General features: G+C 61.9%; 21 protein-coding genes. 11 read left to right on the top strand and 10 right to left on the bottom strand.

The features are described from left to right. Positions 1-70: 70 nt before the first annotated feature. Together NAT23_RS06235 and NAT23_RS06230 are read right to left on the bottom strand one after the other, a co-directional pair. Positions 71-2377 (bottom strand): helicase C-terminal domain-containing protein, encoded by a 2307-nt coding sequence (locus tag NAT23_RS06235; RefSeq protein ID WP_251926470.1) that lies wholly within the window; start codon positions 2375-2377, stop codon positions 71-73. Beyond that, a complete protein-coding gene (locus NAT23_RS06230) occupies positions 2374-4017 on the bottom strand; it encodes a VRR-NUC domain-containing protein (RefSeq protein WP_251926468.1) in 1644 nt (547 codons plus the stop codon). The genes NAT23_RS06235 and NAT23_RS06230 overlap by 4 nt, the downstream gene beginning before the upstream one ends. 210 nt (positions 4018-4227) lie before the next feature. Here NAT23_RS06230 and NAT23_RS06225 point away from each other — a divergent pair, with 210 nt between their 5' ends. Continuing rightward, positions 4228-4512 (top strand): hypothetical protein, encoded by a 285-nt coding sequence (locus tag NAT23_RS06225; protein WP_251926467.1) that lies wholly within the window; start codon positions 4228-4230, stop codon positions 4510-4512. 18 nt (positions 4513-4530) lie between these two features. On the opposite strand, the gene NAT23_RS06220 is transcribed toward NAT23_RS06225, so the two are convergent. Further along, complete coding sequence (locus tag NAT23_RS06220; protein ID WP_251926465.1) at positions 4531-4926, bottom strand: hypothetical protein; 396 nt, start codon at positions 4924-4926, stop codon at positions 4531-4533. Between the two features lie 117 nt (positions 4927-5043). Between NAT23_RS06220 and NAT23_RS06215 the strand changes: the two genes are divergently transcribed. Further along, complete coding sequence (locus NAT23_RS06215; protein ID WP_251926463.1) at positions 5044-5367, top strand: hypothetical protein; 324 nt, start codon at positions 5044-5046, stop codon at positions 5365-5367. A 128-nt stretch (positions 5368-5495) separates the two neighbouring features. Here the strand turns inward: NAT23_RS06215 and NAT23_RS06210 are convergent, their stop codons facing one another. The 5 genes from NAT23_RS06210 to NAT23_RS06190 form a co-directional block, all read right to left on the bottom strand. Continuing rightward, positions 5496-6788: an Nramp family divalent metal transporter gene (locus NAT23_RS06210; RefSeq protein WP_251926460.1), complete on the bottom strand. Its 1293-nt coding sequence runs from the start codon at positions 6786-6788 to the stop codon at positions 5496-5498. 347 nt (positions 6789-7135) lie between these two features. Next, a complete protein-coding gene (gene trmB, locus NAT23_RS06205) occupies positions 7136-7858 on the bottom strand; it encodes a tRNA (guanosine(46)-N7)-methyltransferase TrmB (RefSeq protein ID WP_251926458.1) in 723 nt (240 codons plus the stop codon). A gap of 41 nt (positions 7859-7899) precedes the next feature. Then, positions 7900-8700, bottom strand: coding sequence for a thiazole synthase (locus NAT23_RS06200; RefSeq protein ID WP_286009963.1), 801 nt, complete (start codon positions 8698-8700; stop codon positions 7900-7902). Between the two features lie 48 nt (positions 8701-8748). Beyond that, on the bottom strand, positions 8749-8949 hold the full coding sequence (thiS, locus tag NAT23_RS06195) for a sulfur carrier protein ThiS (protein ID WP_251926457.1): 201 nt from the start codon (positions 8947-8949) through the stop codon (positions 8749-8751). Positions 8950-9054: 105 nt separating this feature from the next. Further along, a complete protein-coding gene (locus tag NAT23_RS06190) occupies positions 9055-10512 on the bottom strand; it encodes an alanine/glycine:cation symporter family protein (RefSeq protein ID WP_251926456.1) in 1458 nt (485 codons plus the stop codon). Between the two features lie 110 nt (positions 10513-10622). Here NAT23_RS06190 and NAT23_RS06185 point away from each other — a divergent pair, with 110 nt between their 5' ends. From NAT23_RS06185 to dinB, 7 genes are all read left to right on the top strand, one after another. Next, the gene (locus tag NAT23_RS06185) at positions 10623-11018 is read left to right on the top strand and encodes a DUF423 domain-containing protein (RefSeq protein WP_251926454.1); all 396 of its coding nucleotides are present in this window, start codon (positions 10623-10625) and stop codon (positions 11016-11018) included. 169 nt (positions 11019-11187) lie between these two features. After that, positions 11188-11691, top strand: coding sequence for a DUF421 domain-containing protein (locus NAT23_RS06180; RefSeq protein WP_251926452.1), 504 nt, complete (start codon positions 11188-11190; stop codon positions 11689-11691). 150 nt (positions 11692-11841) lie between these two features. After that, positions 11842-12810 (top strand): alpha/beta hydrolase, encoded by a 969-nt coding sequence (locus tag NAT23_RS06175; RefSeq protein ID WP_251926442.1) that lies wholly within the window; start codon positions 11842-11844, stop codon positions 12808-12810. Further along, positions 12807-13307 (top strand): hypothetical protein, encoded by a 501-nt coding sequence (locus NAT23_RS06170; RefSeq protein WP_251926440.1) that lies wholly within the window; start codon positions 12807-12809, stop codon positions 13305-13307. Before NAT23_RS06175 ends, NAT23_RS06170 begins: the two co-directional genes overlap by 4 nt. 60 nt (positions 13308-13367) lie before the next feature. Next, positions 13368-14480, top strand: a complete 1113-nt coding sequence (locus NAT23_RS06165) for a pyridoxal phosphate-dependent aminotransferase (RefSeq protein WP_251926438.1) — start codon at positions 13368-13370, stop codon at positions 14478-14480. Positions 14481-14484: 4 nt separating this feature from the next. After that, on the top strand, positions 14485-14655 hold the full coding sequence (locus NAT23_RS06160; RefSeq protein WP_251926436.1) for a DUF1289 domain-containing protein: 171 nt from the start codon (positions 14485-14487) through the stop codon (positions 14653-14655). A 3-nt stretch (positions 14656-14658) separates the two neighbouring features. Next, complete coding sequence (dinB, locus tag NAT23_RS06155; RefSeq protein WP_350028316.1) at positions 14659-15699, top strand: DNA polymerase IV; 1041 nt, start codon at positions 14659-14661, stop codon at positions 15697-15699. A gap of 6 nt (positions 15700-15705) precedes the next feature. Here the strand turns inward: dinB and msrQ are convergent, their stop codons facing one another. Together msrQ and msrP are read right to left on the bottom strand one after the other, a co-directional pair. Next, the gene (gene msrQ, locus NAT23_RS06150) at positions 15706-16329 is read right to left on the bottom strand and encodes a protein-methionine-sulfoxide reductase heme-binding subunit MsrQ (protein WP_251926435.1); all 624 of its coding nucleotides are present in this window, start codon (positions 16327-16329) and stop codon (positions 15706-15708) included. Beyond that, the gene (gene msrP, locus NAT23_RS06145) at positions 16329-17342 is read right to left on the bottom strand and encodes a protein-methionine-sulfoxide reductase catalytic subunit MsrP (protein WP_251926433.1); all 1014 of its coding nucleotides are present in this window, start codon (positions 17340-17342) and stop codon (positions 16329-16331) included. The genes msrQ and msrP overlap by 1 nt, the downstream gene beginning before the upstream one ends. 292 nt (positions 17343-17634) lie before the next feature. On the opposite strand from msrP, the gene NAT23_RS06140 reads away from it, so the two are divergent. Beyond that, positions 17635-18294: an HAD family hydrolase gene (locus NAT23_RS06140; protein ID WP_251926432.1), complete on the top strand. Its 660-nt coding sequence runs from the start codon at positions 17635-17637 to the stop codon at positions 18292-18294. A gap of 71 nt (positions 18295-18365) precedes the next feature. Then, complete coding sequence (locus tag NAT23_RS06135; protein ID WP_251926430.1) at positions 18366-19082, top strand: DUF2076 domain-containing protein; 717 nt, start codon at positions 18366-18368, stop codon at positions 19080-19082. The last annotated feature ends 1 nt before the right edge of the window (position 19083 follow it).

Below are 19083 nucleotides of genomic sequence, written 5' to 3'. Positions count from 1 at the left end.
CACCACGCCGGCTCGGCCGGTTCCACATCGACACGGCGCCGCTCGCGGCGCCTTTTTTATCGCGGCATACTCACGAAAACGACACCGACCACCACTCGGGCAGCAGCGCCTGCACGTCGGGCCGAGCGAACCGGTCATCCATCAGGTGCACCACGCCGGTATCCAGAGGGCCTCGAATGACGCGGCCAGCGGCCTGCACCACCCGGGTAAGCCCGGGATAGAGGTAGACATCCTCATAGCCCTGACCACCGGCCTGACTGATGCGCTCACGCATGCGCTCATTGACGGCGTCGAACTGGGGCAGTCCAAGCGTTGCAATGAACGCCCCGATCAGCCGGTCCCCCGGCAGATCGACGCCTTCGGCAAAGGCGCCCCCCAGCACCGCAAAGCCGATGCCCTGCCCACCTGACTCGAACCGGGCCAGAAACTTGGTGCGCGCCGCCTCGCTCATGCCGGTGTCCTGCGCCCATATTTCGAGGCCGGGGTCGAGCGACGTGAGCGCCGCCCGCGCCTGCTCTAAAAAGGCGTAGCTGCTGAAAAAGGCCAGATAGTTACCGGGGCGAGCGCGGTATTGGTCGCGCATCAGTGTGGCGATATCAGGCAAGGCCGCAGCCCGGTCGCGGTAGCGCGTCGAGAGGCGACGATGAATGACGACCTCAAGCTGCTCACTTGAAAACGGCGAGGGCAGCCGCTGATAGGCGACGTCGCTCTCAAGGCCAAGCAGCCGCCGATAATAGGTTGATGGGCTGAGCGTTGCAGAAAACAGTATCGTGGAGGCCGCGCTTGCGAACCGGGGCGCAAGCATCGGCGCCGGCACCACATTTCGAAGCGCCAGCCGGCTGTCGACGCCCTGTCGGCGAAGTGCGCCCGGCCGTACATCGAGCAGAAAATGCGCCTCGTCACTGACCTCGAGCACCCTCAAAAAATGCAGTACCTCGAAATAACAGTCCAGTAGCGCACTTTGAATCGGTATCGGCGCCTCGCTCAGCGTCTCGCTCATGATCGATACGAACCGCTTGAGTGCCCCTTCAAGCGCCTCGGGCACGGTCTCAAGCGTAACCGGGGCCTTGTTTGACGCGTCGTCGAGACGCTCGGCATTGAGCGCTCGCCACGCTCGCTGAATCCGGTCCAGCCCGCGTTGAACCGGTTTGGGCGCCTCGCGTCGAACGGCCCGAAGTCGGGTCTGATCGAGCTCGGCGCTGTACATGCCGCGAGCCCGCTCGATCAAATTGTGCGCCTCATCCACCAACACCCCGACCTGCCATTTCTGCTCGCAGGAGAGCGCGAACAGCATCGCACTGAAATCGAAGTAGTAACTGACGTCTCCCACGATGACATCGCTCCAGCGTGCCATCTCCTGCCCCAGATAATACGGGCACACCTCGTGCGAATGCGCCAGGGCGCGAAGTGAGGCGCCATCGAGCCAGCCGGTATCCGCCGCCGCCTCGCGCGCTGCCGGAAGGCGGTCGTAAAACCCGCGGGCCAGCGGGCATGACTCACCATGACACGCCTTGTCCGGGTGTTCGCAGGCCTTGCTTCGAGCGATCAGTTCGAGCACTCGCACCGGTGGATGTGTGTTTGAGGCCAGCGCCTCGAGCCCGTCGAGGGCAAGCTGGCGCCCGGTGGTGCGCGCGGTCAGAAAGAACACCCGATCGAGTGGCCGATTGGGCATCGCTTTCAGCATCGGAAACAGCGTGCCGAGCGTCTTGCCGAGCCCGGTCGGCGCCTCGAGCAGCGCATGACGCGACAGCATGACCGACTTGTACACCGATTCGGCCAGCGGCCGCTGGGCCGGGCGAAACTCGTCAAACGGGAACGCAAGTCGGGATAACGCCTCGTCGCGCCGCTTGCGGTGCTGCTGTTCAAGACGCCCCCACTCGAGGTAGCGCCCGCACAGCGCCTTAAGAAACGTCTCGAGTTCATCGCGGGTGGCGGTCTCAGATAGGCGGGTCTCGTCATCGGAGGTGATATCGACGTACACCAGCGCCAGCACGATGCGGGGAAGTGCACGCGCGCGGCAGAGCAGCGCGCCGTAGACTCGCGCCTGCGCCCAGTGCAGCGCGCGCTGGTTGGCTGGCTGCTGATCGAGCCGGCCGCGGTGGGTCTTGATTTCCTGCACCTCGGGGCCGTCAACGCCCTGCATATCCACGCCATCGCAGCGCCCGACCACCTCGAGTCCGTCGATCTCGGCCCGAAGCGTAACTTCCGCCTCGAACGAGTCAGGCCGACGGCCCGCCACCCGCTGATGGCCGAGTATCCCCTCAAGCGCCGTGGGCGACGGCGTAAACCGCAGGTCAATGTCGCCCGAGCGCGCCCCGAACGCACAGAGTGTTCGCACCCCGACACGAAGCGATAAAGACTCGCCCGAGCCACTCATGACATCGCCTCACTGGCGTCGTCCCACACGACCTGACAGGCAACGACCGGCATGGCGTGGCGCTCGAACTCCCTAAGCCAGCGTTTTTGATTGTCCTGAAGCCGATCCCCCGGCCCCTTGACCTCGATCAGCCGATAACTTTGACGCTCAAGATCAAACTGGATCAGATCGGGAAACCCGGCGCGATTGGCCTTCAGATCCTTGAGAAGGCGCGTGAACAGCGCGCGCAGGTGCGCCGCCGGAATGCAGTCGAGCGCCTGCTCGAGGATCTCCCGCGGCAGCCCCCAGACCACGAACGGCGACTGGCGCCCGACTTTTGCCTTAAGCGTCTCAAGGATGTGCATACGGTAGGTGCCGTCCTCGAGCCGGGCCAGCGCCCGCTCGAACACCTGCGCCCGCCGCGCGACGAACCCGGGGCGATACAGGTCAGCCGGGCCTCGATGAAAGGGGTGAAAGAAGGCCCCCGGTACCGGCGCGAAGATGGCCTCCCAGCACAGCAGACCAAAGAGCGTCGTGAACAGCGCGTTTTCCACGTAATGCACCGGTGCGGTGGGCGTGGCAAGAGCCTCGGCCACGCCGCGCTCGACCTGGCTCGTTTTCGAAAGCGAAAGTGTTATCCAGGAAACCGTCGGGGCCGCAATAGCCTCAACCGGCGCATACCCAAGCTTTCGGGCAAGGCGCGGCCGCACTCGGGCAAGCTGCTGCGCCTCGGCCTCGCTTTCGATCGCCTTCAGCGCCGCCTCACACAGCGCCCAGGCGTCTTCGGGGTGTGATTTCTCGAGCAGGCGAATGCGGCGCATGCGGGCATCGAGCGCGCCGCTATGTTTAAACGCCACTCGGGCGGTTTCGGTATCTCGCACCCGCTCGGCCTGGCGCCCAAGGGCGTACAGTAAACGGTCGCGCCGGGCCTCGAGCCAGGCGTTGTTTTCAGGGAGCGCCGGCACATCGGCCAGAAGATCTCGAGGCGCCTCGCCCGCCTCGAGCCGGTCACGAAGCGTACTCAACGCCATGTAAAGGTCGATGTCCTCGGCCTGTTGAAACGGGCGTGCGCTGCCGGAAAGCTCGACCGGTTCGAACTGATTGATTCCAAGCTCGGCCAATACGAACTCCGACCAGTTTTGGCGCAGATTGCCGAAGAACATCAGCCGAAAACGCTCCAGAAGCGCCGTACAGGTCAGGCTTATCACCTCGTCATCGAGGACGTGCCAGGCGTGAACCGGCTGCTCGATACCCTCGTAATGCGCGGCAAGCGCCTCGACCATGATGGCCTTGGCCTTTACGGGAAGGCCCGCGCGGCGGGCCAGAACGGCCACGTCATCCTTCGAAAGAAGCCGCGCCAAGGCACTAACACCAAGCGGTGCGGCGTCGGTCACCCAGGGCGATGCCAAAAGTGGTGCGAGTGCCGCGCGGCTGTCGCCGATTTCCTCGTAGGCAAGCTTTTCGAGGCGAAAATGGTCGCCCTTTCGCATGGCCATGCGCACGAACAGCGCCTGCGACGGCGTCGGCCAGTGCGCAAAGTCCTGAATGAACGCCCGTTCATCCGGGCGCTGCACATCGTCGTAGCGCGCGCTGAGCCAGTCGAGCACGAAGGTGAAATTGGCAAGGTAATAAAAGGGGTCATCGAGTACCGCGCGGGCCATGACTCTCTCTGTATTGGCTATGTTGACTCTGTTGGAAACGTCTCAGGCAGAGAACGCGTCGTACGGGGTTAGATCAGGGCCCCTTGAAGTAAAGGCGCTGCACGAGTGCCTGCCCGATGACAGTGCGCCGTTCGGTCGCTCCCCATCGTCGCCGCAGCGCGTGCGAATCTGATACATTAAGCCACCCGTTTCATCAACAGGATGACCGCCGTGAGCGACCAACCCTCCTCCCCGCGACAAAAGCGCGGCTGCCTGCTGCTGATGCTTGGCGCCATTGCCTTCATCGCCATCATCTACGCCATCTTGATCTTTCTGATCAAGAGCAACCAGACGCCCGAAAACCAGGCCCAGGAACGCCAGACCGTCGTTCGCTGTTTCGAGCGGCTCGAGACGCTTGAGGATTCGGCGCATCGCACCAGAGCCGAGGAAAACTGCCAGGAAATGGCCGAACAGTATCAGGATAAATACGACGCCTCCTATAAAGACGCCCCGTAACCGGGGCGTCGGATGGCGTCATCGGGGCAGCTGATCCTCGAGATCGTCCGGGGTGTCGGTGTCTTCGGCCACCTGTTCGACGCCGCTTAGATCCTCATCGTCGCTGAAATCCAGCTCTTTGATGTGGCCTTCCAGACCTTCTTCGTCGGCGTCGGTCACCTCGAGCTCATTTTCGAGCTGGCGCTCCTTCTCGAGCAGGCGCTCTTCATCGCGGTCGCGGTTGCCCTGCTCGGCGATCTCGGCCTCGTCTTCGAACTCCTGGGGAAGCTGTTCGGCGTCCTGGGTGTCGGCGGTGCCGCTTTGCTCGAGGCTGATCTCATCCTCGAAGCGCTCGGTTTCATTGTCGGAGGCGGTGACGGGCGCGGTATAGGCGTCGTCATCTCGAGTCGGGCGAATGCCGTCGTTGTCTGCCATGGAAGTCTCCTTTTCCAGAATGCGAACGTTCAGGGCCCAGTGTAGAACACCTGACACCAAACTGGACGCCGCGTCTTGATCGCGCCATGGTGTCGCTACACATTACGGAGGTTCACCATGATCTTTCGATACGTCAAAACGGGTGCGCTCGTGATGGCAGGTCTTGCAGGCTTACTGCTGAGCCTCTCAAGCCCCGCCTATGACCAGAGCGATAACGGCGCCGACCGATTCGACACCAACAAGGCGCAGGCGCGGCGTGAGCTTCAGGAGCAACGCCGCACGGTCGACCGTCAGGCGCGGGAGCTTCAACGCGACCAGCGCCGAAGCGCGCGAGACCCCATGCCTCACGATGTGATCGACCGCGATAATCGACAACGCGATCGCATTCAGCTCGAGCGCTCACGCGACACGCTCAGAGACCGTCAGAACGAGGCGCGCTGAGGCGCGTTCCTGAGATTCGTTCCGGCATAAAAAAACCCGCGGCCAGAGGCCGCGGGTAACGCACATAAAACATGACACTGGGCTTAACGGCGCTACCGCCTGGAACTTGAGGCCAAGCCCTCTTTTTTTCAAAAAAGCGTCTGCTGCAGTAAAAACGCGTTCAACGCAATGATGAGTGCCGCGATCGCCCAGGCGAGCACCGTGGTCACCCGGTGATTGACCAGTGAGCCCATCACGGCCTTGTTCGAGCAGAACATCAAAAGCGGAATCAGGGCGAACGGAATCCCGAACGACAGCACCACCTGACTCATGACCAGCGCGGTGGTCGGATCGACCCCGGCCCCCAGAATCGCAAGCGCCGGCACCATCGTGATCAACCGGCGAAGATACAGCGGGATCTGACGCTTGAGAAAGCCCTGCATGACCACCTGACCGCTCATGGTGCCAACGGATGAGCTCGAAAAGCCGCTCGCCAGCAACCCGACGCCAAACAGAATGGCGGCAAGACTTCCGACCTGTACGTCAAGCTGTTCGAACGCGCCCTCAAGGGTGCTGACCGTGATGTCGGATCCGAAAAAGAGCCCCGCTGCCATCACAAGCATCGCGCCGTTGATGAAGCCGGCAATGCCCATCGCGATCAAGATATCCACGAACTCGAAACGAAAGATGCGCCGACGCTCGGACTCGGTGCGACCGACCACGCGGCGCTGAGTCAGTGCCGAATGCAGGTAGATCACATGCGGCATGACCGTGGCGCCAAGAATACCGGCAGCCAGCATGACGCTGTTGCCGTCCTCGAAACGCGGGATCGTAAGGCCTGCCAGAAGCGCTGCGCCGTCCGGTCGGGCGACGACCACCTCGTAGGAAAACGCCACCACCACCACGCCGACCAGCGCCGTGATGCCCGCCTCGAGCGGCCTGAACCCGCGGCGCTGAAGTTCAAGTAACCCAAACGAAAAGAGGCCGGTAATGACCGCGGCCGGAAACAACGGAATACCGAACAGCAGATGAAGCCCCAGCGCACCGCCGATGAACTCGGCCAGATCGGTTGCGATGGCGATGATTTCGGCCTGTACCCAAAGCGCGAACGTGACCAGGCGTGGAAAGCGCTCCCGGCAAACTTCCGGCACATTTTTGCCGGTGGCGATGCCGAGCTTGGCAGACATCGATTGAATAAGAATCGCCATCAGGTTCGAGACCAAAACCACCCACAACAGCATATAGCCATAAGAGGACCCGGCCTGAATGTTGGTCGCGAAATTGCCTGGATCGATGTAGGCCACCGAGGCGATGAACGCCGGCCCCAAAAACGGCAGCAATCGCTTGAGACCACGCTGGTTACCATCAAGTGCGGCCTGCGCTGCGCTGATCGCTGCGCCCTCTCCGGGCAGACGATCCGGCTGGGATGTCTCCGAACGCATGACTTCTGAGTGCCTCTGTCTATCTATACCTGAGTATATAGTTTAAACCGTGGTTAAAAAATAAGTCTAACATCGTCCGCTCAGAATGAAAAAGCCTGAGTGCTGATGCGGCTTGATTGCCGAGAAAGAGATGGAAAATCAAGGCGCTTATTGAGACAGGCGATAACACAACGACACGTAATGCTACAAGTTATAGCTAGACACCGTGTTATTCTGAATTCGATGAGTAATGCACGCTCATCGCATTCTTTGCACAACCATTTTAGCCGCCTTCCCTGGCGGCTTTTTTATGCCTGCACGTTGGGCTTCAAAGATACCCGGCCGCGAACGCGCGCTCTGCGGGGCTGCTACACCCGAAAGATCAGGTCGAACACCCCATGCCCGAGCCGTTCACCGCGCTGCTCGAACTTGGTCAACGGGCGAAACTCCGGGCGCGGCACGAAGCTCTCGCCGGGTGCAGCGGTATTTTCAAAGCCCGGCGCCTCACTCATGACCTCGGCCATGTGCTCGGCATAGGGTGCCCAGTCGGTCGCCATGTGGAAGGTGCCGCCAGATTTCAGCACCCGCGCGACCTTTTCAAGAAACGCCGGCTGCACAATGCGGCGCTTGTGGTGTTTCTTCTTGGGCCAGGGGTCTGGAAAGAACAATTGAAGCGTATCGATGCTGTTTTCCGGCAGAGCGTCATCAAGCACTTTAAGCGCATCTTCTCGGTAGACCCGCAGGTTGGAAAGCCCAGCCTTGTCGGCTTCATCAAGCAGCTTGCCCACACCGGCCTGATGCACTTCGATGCCAATGAAATCCGTATTCGGGTTGGCCATGGCCTGCTCCAAAAGCGATCCGCCCATACCAAAGCCGATCTCGACCACACGCGGCGCTTCGCGGCCGAACACGGCGTTTAGATCAAGCCGGCCGTGCTCGAGCGTCAGCCCAAGTCTTGGAAAGACCTCCTCGAATCCGCGAGCCTGGGCGGCGGTCATGCGCCCGCCCCGAAGCACATAGCTCTTGATTTCCCGACGGGGGGCGTCGCCCTGCTCGGAAGACGAAGGGGTGGAATCCGTAGAATCGATCATGTCTGGCTCATTGCACGTTAAAAGAGTATTGGACGAGCGGCTTATTCAGTAATCAGGCCGCGTGTGGGCGATGATGCACGGGCTTCCTGACGCCGCGGCATCCGCTCGGCCAGATAGGCGTCACGGCCGGCCTCGACCGCACGCTTCATAGCACGCGCCATCAGTACCGGCTGTTTGGCGTGGGCGATCGCGGAATTCAAAAGCACGCCATCGCACCCGAGTTCCATAGCAAGCGCGGCGTCGGAGGCAGTGCCGATGCCTGCATCGACCAGTACCGGCACGCGAGCGTGCTCGAGAATGAGCGCGAGCGTGTCGGGGTTCAAAAGCCCCTGACCGGAGCCGATCAACGACCCAAGCGGCATGATGGCGCTGGCGCCCATCGATTCAAGCTCCTGGGCAACGATCGGGTCGTCGCTGGTATAAACCATGACGTCGAAGCCGTCGTCGATCAGCGTGCGCGCCGCGCTCAGGGTTTCCATCACGTTGGGATACAGCGTTTTCTGATCGCCGAGCACCTCGAGCTTGACCAGGTTATGACCATCGAGCAGCTCCCGGGCGAGCTGACAGGTACGCACCGCGTCTCGCGCGTTGAAGCAGCCGGCGGTGTTGGGCAGGATCGTGTAGCGTGTCGGCGAAATGACATCGAGCAGGTTCGGCGCGTCCGGGTCCTGCCCCAGATTGGAGCGACGCACGGCGACCGTGACGACGTCGGCGCCACTTTCCTCGATGGCCGCTCGAGCCTCGTCGAAATCGCGGTACTTGCCGGTGCCGACCAGCAGGCGGGAAGAGAACGTACGTCCGGCCACGGTAAGCGGAACGTCCATCCGTTGCATATCTGTCATTGCTGTCTCCATCAGAGAATAGAAGCTAAAGCGCGGAAGGTGCGGCCATCACCCCCCGCCGATCGCGTGCACGATCTCGATACGATCGTTGTCACTGAGTTCGGTTTCGGCGTGACGCGAGCGTGGCACGATCATTTCATTGTGTTCGACCGCGATCCGCTTGCCGGCAAGACCAAGCCGCTCGACCAGCTCGGCGACCGTCTTGATGTCATCGAACTGGCGCGACTCGCCATTGAGCAGCACGTGCATATCACTCTCCGTTAGGTCCCGGCCCGGATATTGGGCGCTCAAGTATACGAAAACAACAAGGGCGAGCACAGTGCTCGCCCTTGTCGACATCGTGGCAAAACGCGCTTACCAGATGTCTTTCTTGTAGTGACCCGCCAGCTGCTCGAGCGTGTTCGGGTCGAACACCGGCTCGACCGTACCGGCCTTGCGCTGACGCTCGTAATCCTTGAGCACCGCAAACGCCACCGGCGCCAGCAAAATGATGGCAATCAGGTTGGTGGTTGCCATCAGGCCCATCGCGAAGTCGGCGAAGCTCCAGACAAAATCGAGATTTGCGACCGAACCTGCCATGACCATGCCAAGCACGGCAATACGAAGCGCCATGATTGCAGCCTTCGGCTTACGCTTGAACAGATACCCGATGTTGATTTCACCGTAGGCGTAGTTGCCGATGATCGAGGTAAACGCAAACAGAAGAATCGCGATGGCAATGAAGTAGGTGCCGAAGGCGCCCAGGTGATCATTCATCGCCTGCTGGGTCAACGTGATGCCCTCGATGTCCTGACCGCCACCGGCGCTCATCAAATCGCCATAGACGCCGGACAGCAGGATCACGACCGCCGTGCAGCTGCAGATCACCAGCGTATCGACGAACACGCCGAACGACTGAACCAGACCCTGCGCCGCCGGATGCTTGACCGTGGCCGTGGCGGCAACGTTCGGGGCCGAGCCCATGCCGGCCTCGTTGGAGAACAGGCCACGCTTGATGCCGTTTTCCATCGCGATCTTGATGGTGTAGCCCACCGCACCGCCAACTGCCGGGCCGTAGCCAAACGCACTCTTGACGATCAGCGCGAGCATCGCAGGCACTTCACTGATGTTCATGGCAAGAATCAACAGCGCGATCAGCAGGTAGATGATCGCCATGACCGGCACGATCTTCTCGGCAGTACGGGCAACCGATTTAACCCCACCGAAGATGATCATGGCGGTCAGTACCATCAGCACAACGCCTGTGGCCCAGGTCGGAATGCTGAAGGCCTGCTCCATGCTCTGGGCAATGGTGTTGGCCTGTGCGCCGTTGAAGGCAAGACCGTAGGCAATCAACAGAAAGACCGCAAAGATGACACTCATCCAGCGTTTGCCGAGTCCGCGCTCCATATAATAGGCCGGGCCACCGCGGAACGACCCATCTTCATGAGGTTCCTTGTAGACCTGAGCGAGTGTGGACTCGATAAACGCCGTGGCAAGACCGACAAGCGCGGTCATCCACATCCAGAAGATCGCGCCCGGACCACCGACCCACAGCGCAATCGCAACACCGGCCAGGTTGCCGGTACCCACGCGAGAGGCAAGCGAGGTGGCGAAAGCCTGAAAGGCGCTGATACCTTCACCACTGCTGCGGCTTGAAAACGTGATACGCCCCATGTGCCCAAGCAGTCTGAATTGCATGAACCGAGTGAATACCGTAAACAACAGTCCTGCGCCGAGCAGGAGGTAGATCAGAATATAGCTCCAGATAAAATTGCTGATCGGGTCCATGACCACATGGATCGCGGCCTCGATCTGTTGTAGGAATTCCATTAGTGAGGGGCTCCAGTGTTTACCTGCTCAATTCACTCGTTAAACCGAGTGAACAACGGGTTTTATCTATCTTGTTGGGCGTTACTGAATTGTGCGGTGAGGGAGTGTACATGATGCGGGAAAAATTCGAACGGTGCGCCGTCTACTTTAGTGGTTTCATGGCGGTTGCCGCCGGGGCGTTCGGGGCGCACGGCCTCGACGGTCGACTCAGCGAAACGATGCTGCAGGCGTGGGAAACCGCCGTGCGCTATCAGATGTGGCATACGCTTGCGATAGCGCTGCTTCTGTTCTGCCAAAGTCGCACTCCAAAGGCCCGGCGCCTTGCCATTCGCTGCTGGTTCTCGGGCATCGTGCTCTTTTCAGGCTCGCTCTACGCCCTTGCCCTTGGCGCGCCGTCATTCATCGGACCGGTGACCCCCATCGGCGGCGCACTTTTACTGCTTGGCTGGCTGATCATGGCGGTCGCCACGTTGAAGACCAGTACATCGCCGCAGGCCGATCAATAAGCCGACGCGCGCCTTGAAGTGCCCCTGTCAGGGAGACCTCTATCAGAGGCACCCCTGAAAGCGATGACCCTGACAGCGATGAGCACACCACCTACGCTTTAAGCCTTCTGCGCTTAAAGCCTTCACTGCTTCAAGCCTTACCGGTTTCACTCACTCTGGATGTCTATCAATGCCCCCGATCCTGCACACGCTCATCGTCGGCGTCATGAGCTATCTCGCACTGGTTGTCCTGTTGCGACTGTCCGGTAAACGGACGCTTTCGAAGTGGAACGCCTTCGATTTCGTCGCAACCATTGCGCTTGGGTCGACGCTTGCCACCGCGCTGACGTCTTCCGACGTCTCGCTGGTTCAGGGCATCACCGCGTTTTTGGTGATCATCGGGCTTCAGTTCACCATGACCTTCACCTCGGTGCGCTCGACGTGGTTCAAGAATCTGATCAAATCCACCCCGACGCTTTTACTGCATGAAGGCCGCTATCTCGAGGGCGCCCTGCAGCGCGAGCGGGTAGCCGAAGCCGAGGTGCGCGCCGCGATCCGCGCCAAGGGCGTCGCTGACGTCGATCAGGTCTACGCCGTCGTGCTTGAAACCGATGGCAGCTTCAGCGTGATTCTCGAGCGCGGCACCAGCAATTCCGCACTCGATGGTGTGACACGAGACGCCCGCTCGCTCTGAAGGTGAGGTCTAAGGTCAGTATCTGGATAAACCGAGCCGATTCATGGGTACTTCACCTGCGGCCGAACAAATCGAACAGTGTCCAAAAACCCATCAAAGGCGTTACACTAAGGGCATGGACATTCGATCAAGACGCAGCCCCAGGTCCCCATGACGCACTCACTGCCCGACTTCAGCCTGCTTTCACAATCAGGCCCGCCCGCGCCGGTCAAGGACACGAGCGGGCTTCTGGGCGAGTACATGGCCTATTACGACTTGAGTCGCTGCCTGCCCCTGGTCGATACCGTCTACAGCGGCATGATCGAGGCGGGGAGCTGGACACTCTGGAGCCAGGTCTGGTGCCCACCCGCGCCTCGAGGCACCGTGTTTGTCGTGCATGGCTACTTCGACCATCTGGGCCTTTATGGGCATCTGCTGGAAACGCTTTTGCGCGCACAGTGGCAAGTGGTGCTGTGGGATTTGCCCGGCCACGGCCTGTCAAACGGCGCCCGGGCCTCGATCGATGCCTTCGACGACTATGTCGGCTGCCTTCGCGTGATTCGAAGCACACTCAATGAGCGCGACCTTGCCCCCAAACCCTGGAGCGGCATCGGCCAAAGCACCGGCAGCGCGATTCTTGCAACCGACGCACTGAGCGACCCGGAGACGCCCTGGCAATCCCTGTGTTTGCTGGCGCCGCTGGTTAGACCCCTTGGCTGGAATCAGTCCCGCTGGCTGCACTCGGCACTAAAACCGTTTGTCCGCACCCTGAAGCGCAAGTTTCGCGCCAATAGCAACGACCAGCACTTTGCCCGTTTTCTCCACCATGACGACCCGCTGCAGCCGGCATTCCTGTCAGTTTCCTGGGTCAGTGCGATGCGCCTTTGGATGGCGGATCTGAAGGCGCTGCCGCCCTCGCCCATGCCGACCCTGATTCTCCAAGGCACACAGGACCTGACCGTGGACTGGCAGTACAACCTGCCGATGCTCGAGCGAAAATTCCCCAACGCCCAGACCGTCTGTCACGACCGCGCCCGCCACCATCTGGTCAATGAACTGCCGGACATCCGAACGCCGTTGTTCGACCGGCTGGTGCGGTTCATCGATGCACCGCCCACAGCGCAGGAAGCCGCCTCATGAGGCTGAGATGGCTGGCCCTTGTACTTGTGCTCACTGTCAGCGGCTGTTCGCTGTTCTCGTCTTCACCGACGTTTCGTGAACGCGACCCGCTGAACGGCCTCGGCCGCCAGGCCGCGCTCACGCTCGAAAGGACGCCCCTTTGGCAAAAAGGCGCCGCACAGCCGGTACTGGTGGTGCCACCGACCACCATCGATCAACATTTCCCGACGCCTGTGGGCCACTTCACAGACGCGCTGGCGCGGGCGCTTTTGGCCAAGAGCGAGACGCTTCAGGTCATCGCCTGGCCAGGCCCCGCCCCCAGGCCGACCCAGGCCAATCAGTGGCTGCTTGAAACCTCGCTTGAAGCCCGCGCCCCCCTGTCGCTTTCCGACCGGACGCTTTACCCTTACACCCTCACCATGCAGCTCTACCGCAGCGGTCAGGACGACCCGGTCTGGCAGACCCGTTCAAGCGGCGCGTTCGACGAGCAGGCGCTGAATACCACCCGCCGCTACTGAGCCCAAAACGGTGACAGCGGTACCGCGCGCATTTCCCACGTTCCACGCTCAGGAGGCACCGTGTCCCGATTCGCGCCCCAGCTCGATGATGAGCACCCCAAAAACCCGTTTCCCGGCCTGAAGGCACTCGAGCGCCGGCTTGGGCGTACACTGCCCCACCAGCTTGGCTCCAACGAAGGCCTCGACATGCCCCATAACGCGCTCGCGGCCGTGCTCGGCGAGCGCGCCGCGCACCTGGCTCGGGCCTACGGCGACGCCGAGGCGTTCGAGGTACGAACGCGTCTGGCCGGTCGCCTTGATGTAGCCCTCGAGACGCTCATGGTCGATGCCGGCGCCGACAGCCTGATGGCGCTTACGCTTCGCGCCTGCTGTGCCCCGGGCGATACCGTGGTAACAAGCGCTGGCACCTACCCGACGTTTGCCTATTTCGCCAGAGGCCACGGCTGCGCGCTCGAGGAGGTGCCCTATGGCCTCGAGGGCGGCGCACTGATGCCGGACATCGACGCCTTGTGTGCGCGCGCGAATGCCTCAAACGCGCGGCTGGTCTATCTGGCCAACCCCGACAACCCGACCGGCGCACTGATCGAGGTCGAGCGCATTGAAGAACTGGCCCGGCGGCTACCCGAGCAGTGCTGGTTGCTGCTCGATGAGGCCTACTTCGATTTCTGTGCCGAGCGGATCGAAAGTCGGCCCCTGCCAGGCGTGATTCGCCTTCGCACCTTCTCCAAGGCGCACGGCCTGGCCGGACTTCGCATCGGCTACGCCCTTGCCGAGCCCGAGACCGTGCGCGCGCTCAATGCGGTGCGCATTCATTACGCCGTCTCCTCGCTTGCCCTCGACGCGGCCACGACGCTTCTCGATCACGACGAGGAAGTGCAGACCCACATTCAGGACGTGATCGCTCGCCGTGAGCGCCTGAGCGCGAATCTTCGAGCGCACGGCGTGTCGGTGCTGCCAAGCGTTACCAACTTCGTGACGATCGTGACCGACGATGCCGAGACCGCCACTGACGGGCAGCACGCGCTACTGGAGGCCGGCGTCATCGTTCATCGGCCCCCTCATCCAGCGCTCGGGCATCTTTTACGCATCAGCGCCGTCGAGGACGCCCTGATGCCGGGCCGGCTCGACCCGCTGCTCGATATACTCGCCAAGCGCGACGCGACCAAAGGCTGAGCGCATGATCGAGTCGCCCTGTCGCAATCACTGCCGACTCAACGACGAGCAGCTCTGCACGGGCTGCTATCGCCACATCGACGAGATCGTCGCCTGGGGCTCGCTCAGCGACGCGGACAAGGCTTGCGCACTTGCGCGTATACGCCGCCGCAAGGCCGAGCGTCCAGAGCACTAGCCCGTGAAGATCTTGCACGCCGATTGCGACTGCTTTTACGCCGCCGTTGAAATGCGGGACAACCCCGACCTGCTCGAGCGGCCGCTCGCCGTGGGCGGGCGGCCCGAGCACCGAGGCGTGGTGGCCACCTGCAACTACCCGGCGCGCACCTTTGGGATTCATTCGGCAATGCCGATGGCACAGGCGGTCAAGCGCTGCCCGGAACTTGTGATCGTAAAGCCCGATTTCGACAAGTACCGCCAGGTCTCCCAACAGATTCAGGCGCTTTTTTTCGAGCTGACCGACAAGGTCGAACCACTGTCGCTCGATGAAGCGTACCTGGACGTCACCGACACGCCCCGCTTTCAGGGCAGCGCAACCTGGATGGCCCAGTGGCTCAAGCGCGAGGCGAACGCGCGCACCGGCATCACCGTGTCGGTGGGAGCGGCGCCCAACAAGTTTCTGGCAAAGATCGCAAGCGATTGGGAAAAGCCGGACGGCCTGTTCGTCATTCCTCCCGAGGAGGCCGAGGCGTTCATCGAACGGCTGCCGGTCAGTAAGCTCCATGGGGTGGGCCCTGCCACACAGACCAAGCTTGAGCGGCTAAGCATCACCACCTGTCAGGAACTCAAGGCACTGGCGCTTCCAACGCTCATCGAGCAATTCGGCAAGTTCGGCCACCGGCTTTACGAGCTAGCCCGCGGCATCGACCGCCGAGAGGTCAAGACCGAGCGCGAGCGCAAGTCGGTCAGTGTCGAAACCACCTTCGATCACGACCTGCCGGATATTGATGCCTGCCGCCGCGCGCTCCCGGCTCTGGTCGACAAGCTCGACGAACGCCTTGACCGACACGACCGGCCGGCCACCAACAAGGTGTTCGTGAAGGTGCGCTTCAACGACTTCAGCATCACCACGCTTGAAACCGGCGGCCACGCGCCGGATCTCGCCACCTTCGAGGCCCTGCTCGGCGAGGCCTGGCAGCGAAAGGCCCGTCCGGTGCGGTTGCTGGGCGTCGGCGTCAGGCTGGTGCCGCCGCAGGAACTGATGCAGCTCGGACTGTTCTAGACCCGGCTAACGAAGCCGCAACCGTCGGCCAAGCGCAGGCAGTCGCCGCGAAAGCGCGTCAAGCCGCAAAAGCAGCAGCGCAGCCCCGGCAAGTGCATAGCCGGCCCACTCGGCCATGTCGGCGCGCACCACCCAGAAAAAATGCAGAAGCACCAGCAAGAGCATCCCATAAACCAGCGAATGCACTCGCTTCCAGCGCTTGCCAAGCCGGCGCATCGAGGCGCGGTTGGAGGTCACAGCCATCACCAGAAGCCCTAAAAGCGCCAAGGCCCCAACGATGATGTAGGGCCTGCGCTGAATGTCGTCCCAAAGCAGTGAGACATCGAGGCCCAGAATAAACAGCACATAGCTTGTCAGATGCAGCAGCGCATACGCGAAACACCAGAGCCCGAGCTGGCGCCGGATAGCGGTAAAGCCGCGCCAGCCGGTCAGCCGAGTCAAGGGCGTCAATGCAAGCGTCAAGAGCAGCACCACCAGCGCACAGAGGCCTAACTTCAACAGGAGGTATTGGCCGGGCTCCGGGCCTGCGTGGCCGAGCGCCACCTGCGCGCTCCAGTACCCCAGTGGTGAAAGCGCGGCGAAAAACACGAGCACTCGCCACAGGAGGATGAGTCTGGGAGAAGTCTGCATCAAAAGTGCTTCCGAAGGTCCATGCCCGCATACAGGCTCGCCACCTCGTCGTAGCCATTGAACAGACGAGTGTCGATGCGGTTGGGACTGAACAACGAGTTCGGCAATCGCCGCTCGGTGGCCTGGCTCCAGCGCGGGTGATCCACGTCCGGATTGACGTTGGCGTAAAAGCCATACTCGTTGGGCGCGATCTGTTGCCAAGAGTTCATCGGCGCGTCCTTGACCAGCGAGATCCGAACGATCGATTTGATGCTCTTGAAGCCGTACTTCCACGGCACCACCAATCTGAGCGGCGCGCCGTTCTGATTTGGCAGCACTCGACCGTAATTACCCACCGCCAGAAACGCCAGCGGATGCATCGCCTCATCAAGTCGCAGCCCTTCGATGTAGGGCCAGTCGATCAAACCGAAGCGCGAGCGCTGACCCGGCATTTCCTCGGGCCGTACCAGCGTTTCGAAACGCACATAACGGGCCTCGCTTTTCGGGTCGGCGCGTTTGATCACGTCCGCAAGCGGGATGCCGAGCCAGGGAATCACCATCGACCAGGCCTCGACACAGCGCAGCCGATAGATGCGCTCCTCGAGCTGACTCGGGCCGATCAGATCTTCCAGCGCAATCGCCCCCGGGGCATTGACGAGCCCATCGACCGTCACACTCCAGGGCGCTGTCGTGAGCTGTCCGGCGCGGGCCGCCGGGTCGTCCTTGTCGGTGCCGAACTCAAAGAAGTTGTTGTAGTGCGTTGCGTCCTCGAACGGCGTGGTCTTGTCTTTTGAGGGGTCTGCGGGCACCACCGCGTCCCACCGGGCATCGGCTTTCTTGGCGGCGAACCACTTGGGTGCATCGGCCTCGCCAACGCCCTCGTAGGGCGGTTTGGCCCACGCCGACGGCGCAAACGAGGCGGCAAGCCCAAGCCCGCTCAGCGTCCCCATGAACGCACGACGACTTCGGTAGATTGATTCCGGGGTAACGTCCGCTTCCGAGACATCGTGAGGACGGCGACGATAAATCAGCATGGCGCACTCCTAGTTGAAAACAGAACGCATTGATGCGCCCTTTCGTTACAGACAGAAACAAAACCACAAGGTTCCCCGCAGGACCCTTCATTTTTCATGGGTTGGCCATGATTGTGCCCGGCCGTATGAAAGCCTGCCGCACTCATAAAGCCTGTGCTCTTGTGGCCTTCAGTGTGGTCGAACGCGCGCGTCTCGCCCACTGCCGCCTGGAAGGCGTGCGACGTGTCATGGCACTTGCCCCCGGGCCCGGCCATACTGAGCGCCTTACATACCGATTCCGAGCGAGAGGCCCATGGCTGATTACTGCTTGCTTTTTGACTGCGACGGCACCCTGGTCGACAGCGAACCGCTGCTGGCGGAGGTCTTGACGGAGACCTTCAACGCGCTGGGCTTTCCCTTTGTGCCCGAGGACTACATGACGCGCTATCGGGGCACCGCCTTCCCGACCATTCTGGCAACGCTTGAGGCCGAGCACGGCACGCTCTCCGACCCACGGCGTGACGCCGCCATGCCCGCCATGCGTGAACGACTCTACGCGCGTATGGACGAGGGCGTGCCCCGCATCGACGGCATTTTCGAGGCCATCAAACAACTGCCCTACCCGATGGCGGTGGTCTCCAATGGGCCGCTCGAGAAGATCCAGCGCTCGATGGCGGCCTCCGGGCTTGGCGACTTCTTCGGCGAACACCTTTATTCGGCCTACGAGATCGGCCACCACAAGCCCGACCCTCGCCTTTACCAGCACGCCGCCAGGGCGATGGGATTTCCACCCGAGCGCGCCATCGTGATCGACGACGCCGCGGTCGGGGTAGACTCTGGGCTAATGGCCGGCATGCCGGTCATCCACATCAATCGCTTCCCCGAGACCGAAACCACGCCCGAGGGCGCGGCAGCGATCACGCACATGCGCGAACTGCCATCGGCGATCGAGCGCGTGATCAAACGCCACTGATCGGCTTGAGCACCGGGAACGGACTCGTCTTGAAGACGTCAAACCCTTGAGTACACCACGCACGGAAGACCATGATGGAAAACGATGCCAACCGATTGATCGACGATATGTTCGGACGTCTTGAAAAAGCCGAGCGTCAAAGCGGCGAGCGCGACCAAGCGGCAGAGAGCCGCATTCGCGAGCACGTCACCAACCAGCCAGCCGCGCCCTACTACATGGCCCAGACCATCATCATGCAGGAGGCCACCCTCAAGCGGCTGAAAGCACGGGTCGACGAGCTCGAGAAGAACCAGAGCCAGAGCGCGCCTGCCAGCGGCGGCTTTCTTGCCGGCCTGTTCGGAGGCGGCAGCGACAATAGCGCTCAAGCCGCCCAACGGCCCGCCTCAAACCGAGGCGCTCGCCAGAGTGGCCCGTCGTCCGCCCCCGGCTGGGGCGCGCAGGGCACTCAGCCCGGTGGGATGGGGTCGCACATGGGCCGAGGCGGCGGCAGCGGGTTTCTGAGCGGCGCGCTTCAAACCGCCGCCGGGGTCGCCGGTGGTGTCATGCTTGGCAACCTGATGATGGACATGTTCGATCAGGACCATCCCGAGGAGATCGTCGAATCCATCGATGACACTCCGGACGCCGCCGACAGCGGCGCAGGCGATGGCGGCATGGCGCCTGCGGACATGGACACCAGTGACATGAACGACCCAGGTCAGGATGGCGGCCTGCAGGATACCGGCTTCGACGACGGCGATATGGGCGGCGGCTTCGATGATTTCGGCGACGGCTTCGACGAGCTTTAAA

Origin of the sequence: Larsenimonas salina (genome assembly GCF_023736155.1) — a bacterium.
Classification (GTDB): Bacteria; Pseudomonadota; Gammaproteobacteria; order Pseudomonadales; family Halomonadaceae; genus Larsenimonas; species Larsenimonas salina.
The sequence above is the reverse complement of the archived record's forward strand: the minus strand, read 5'-3'. Positions and strand labels throughout refer to the sequence as shown.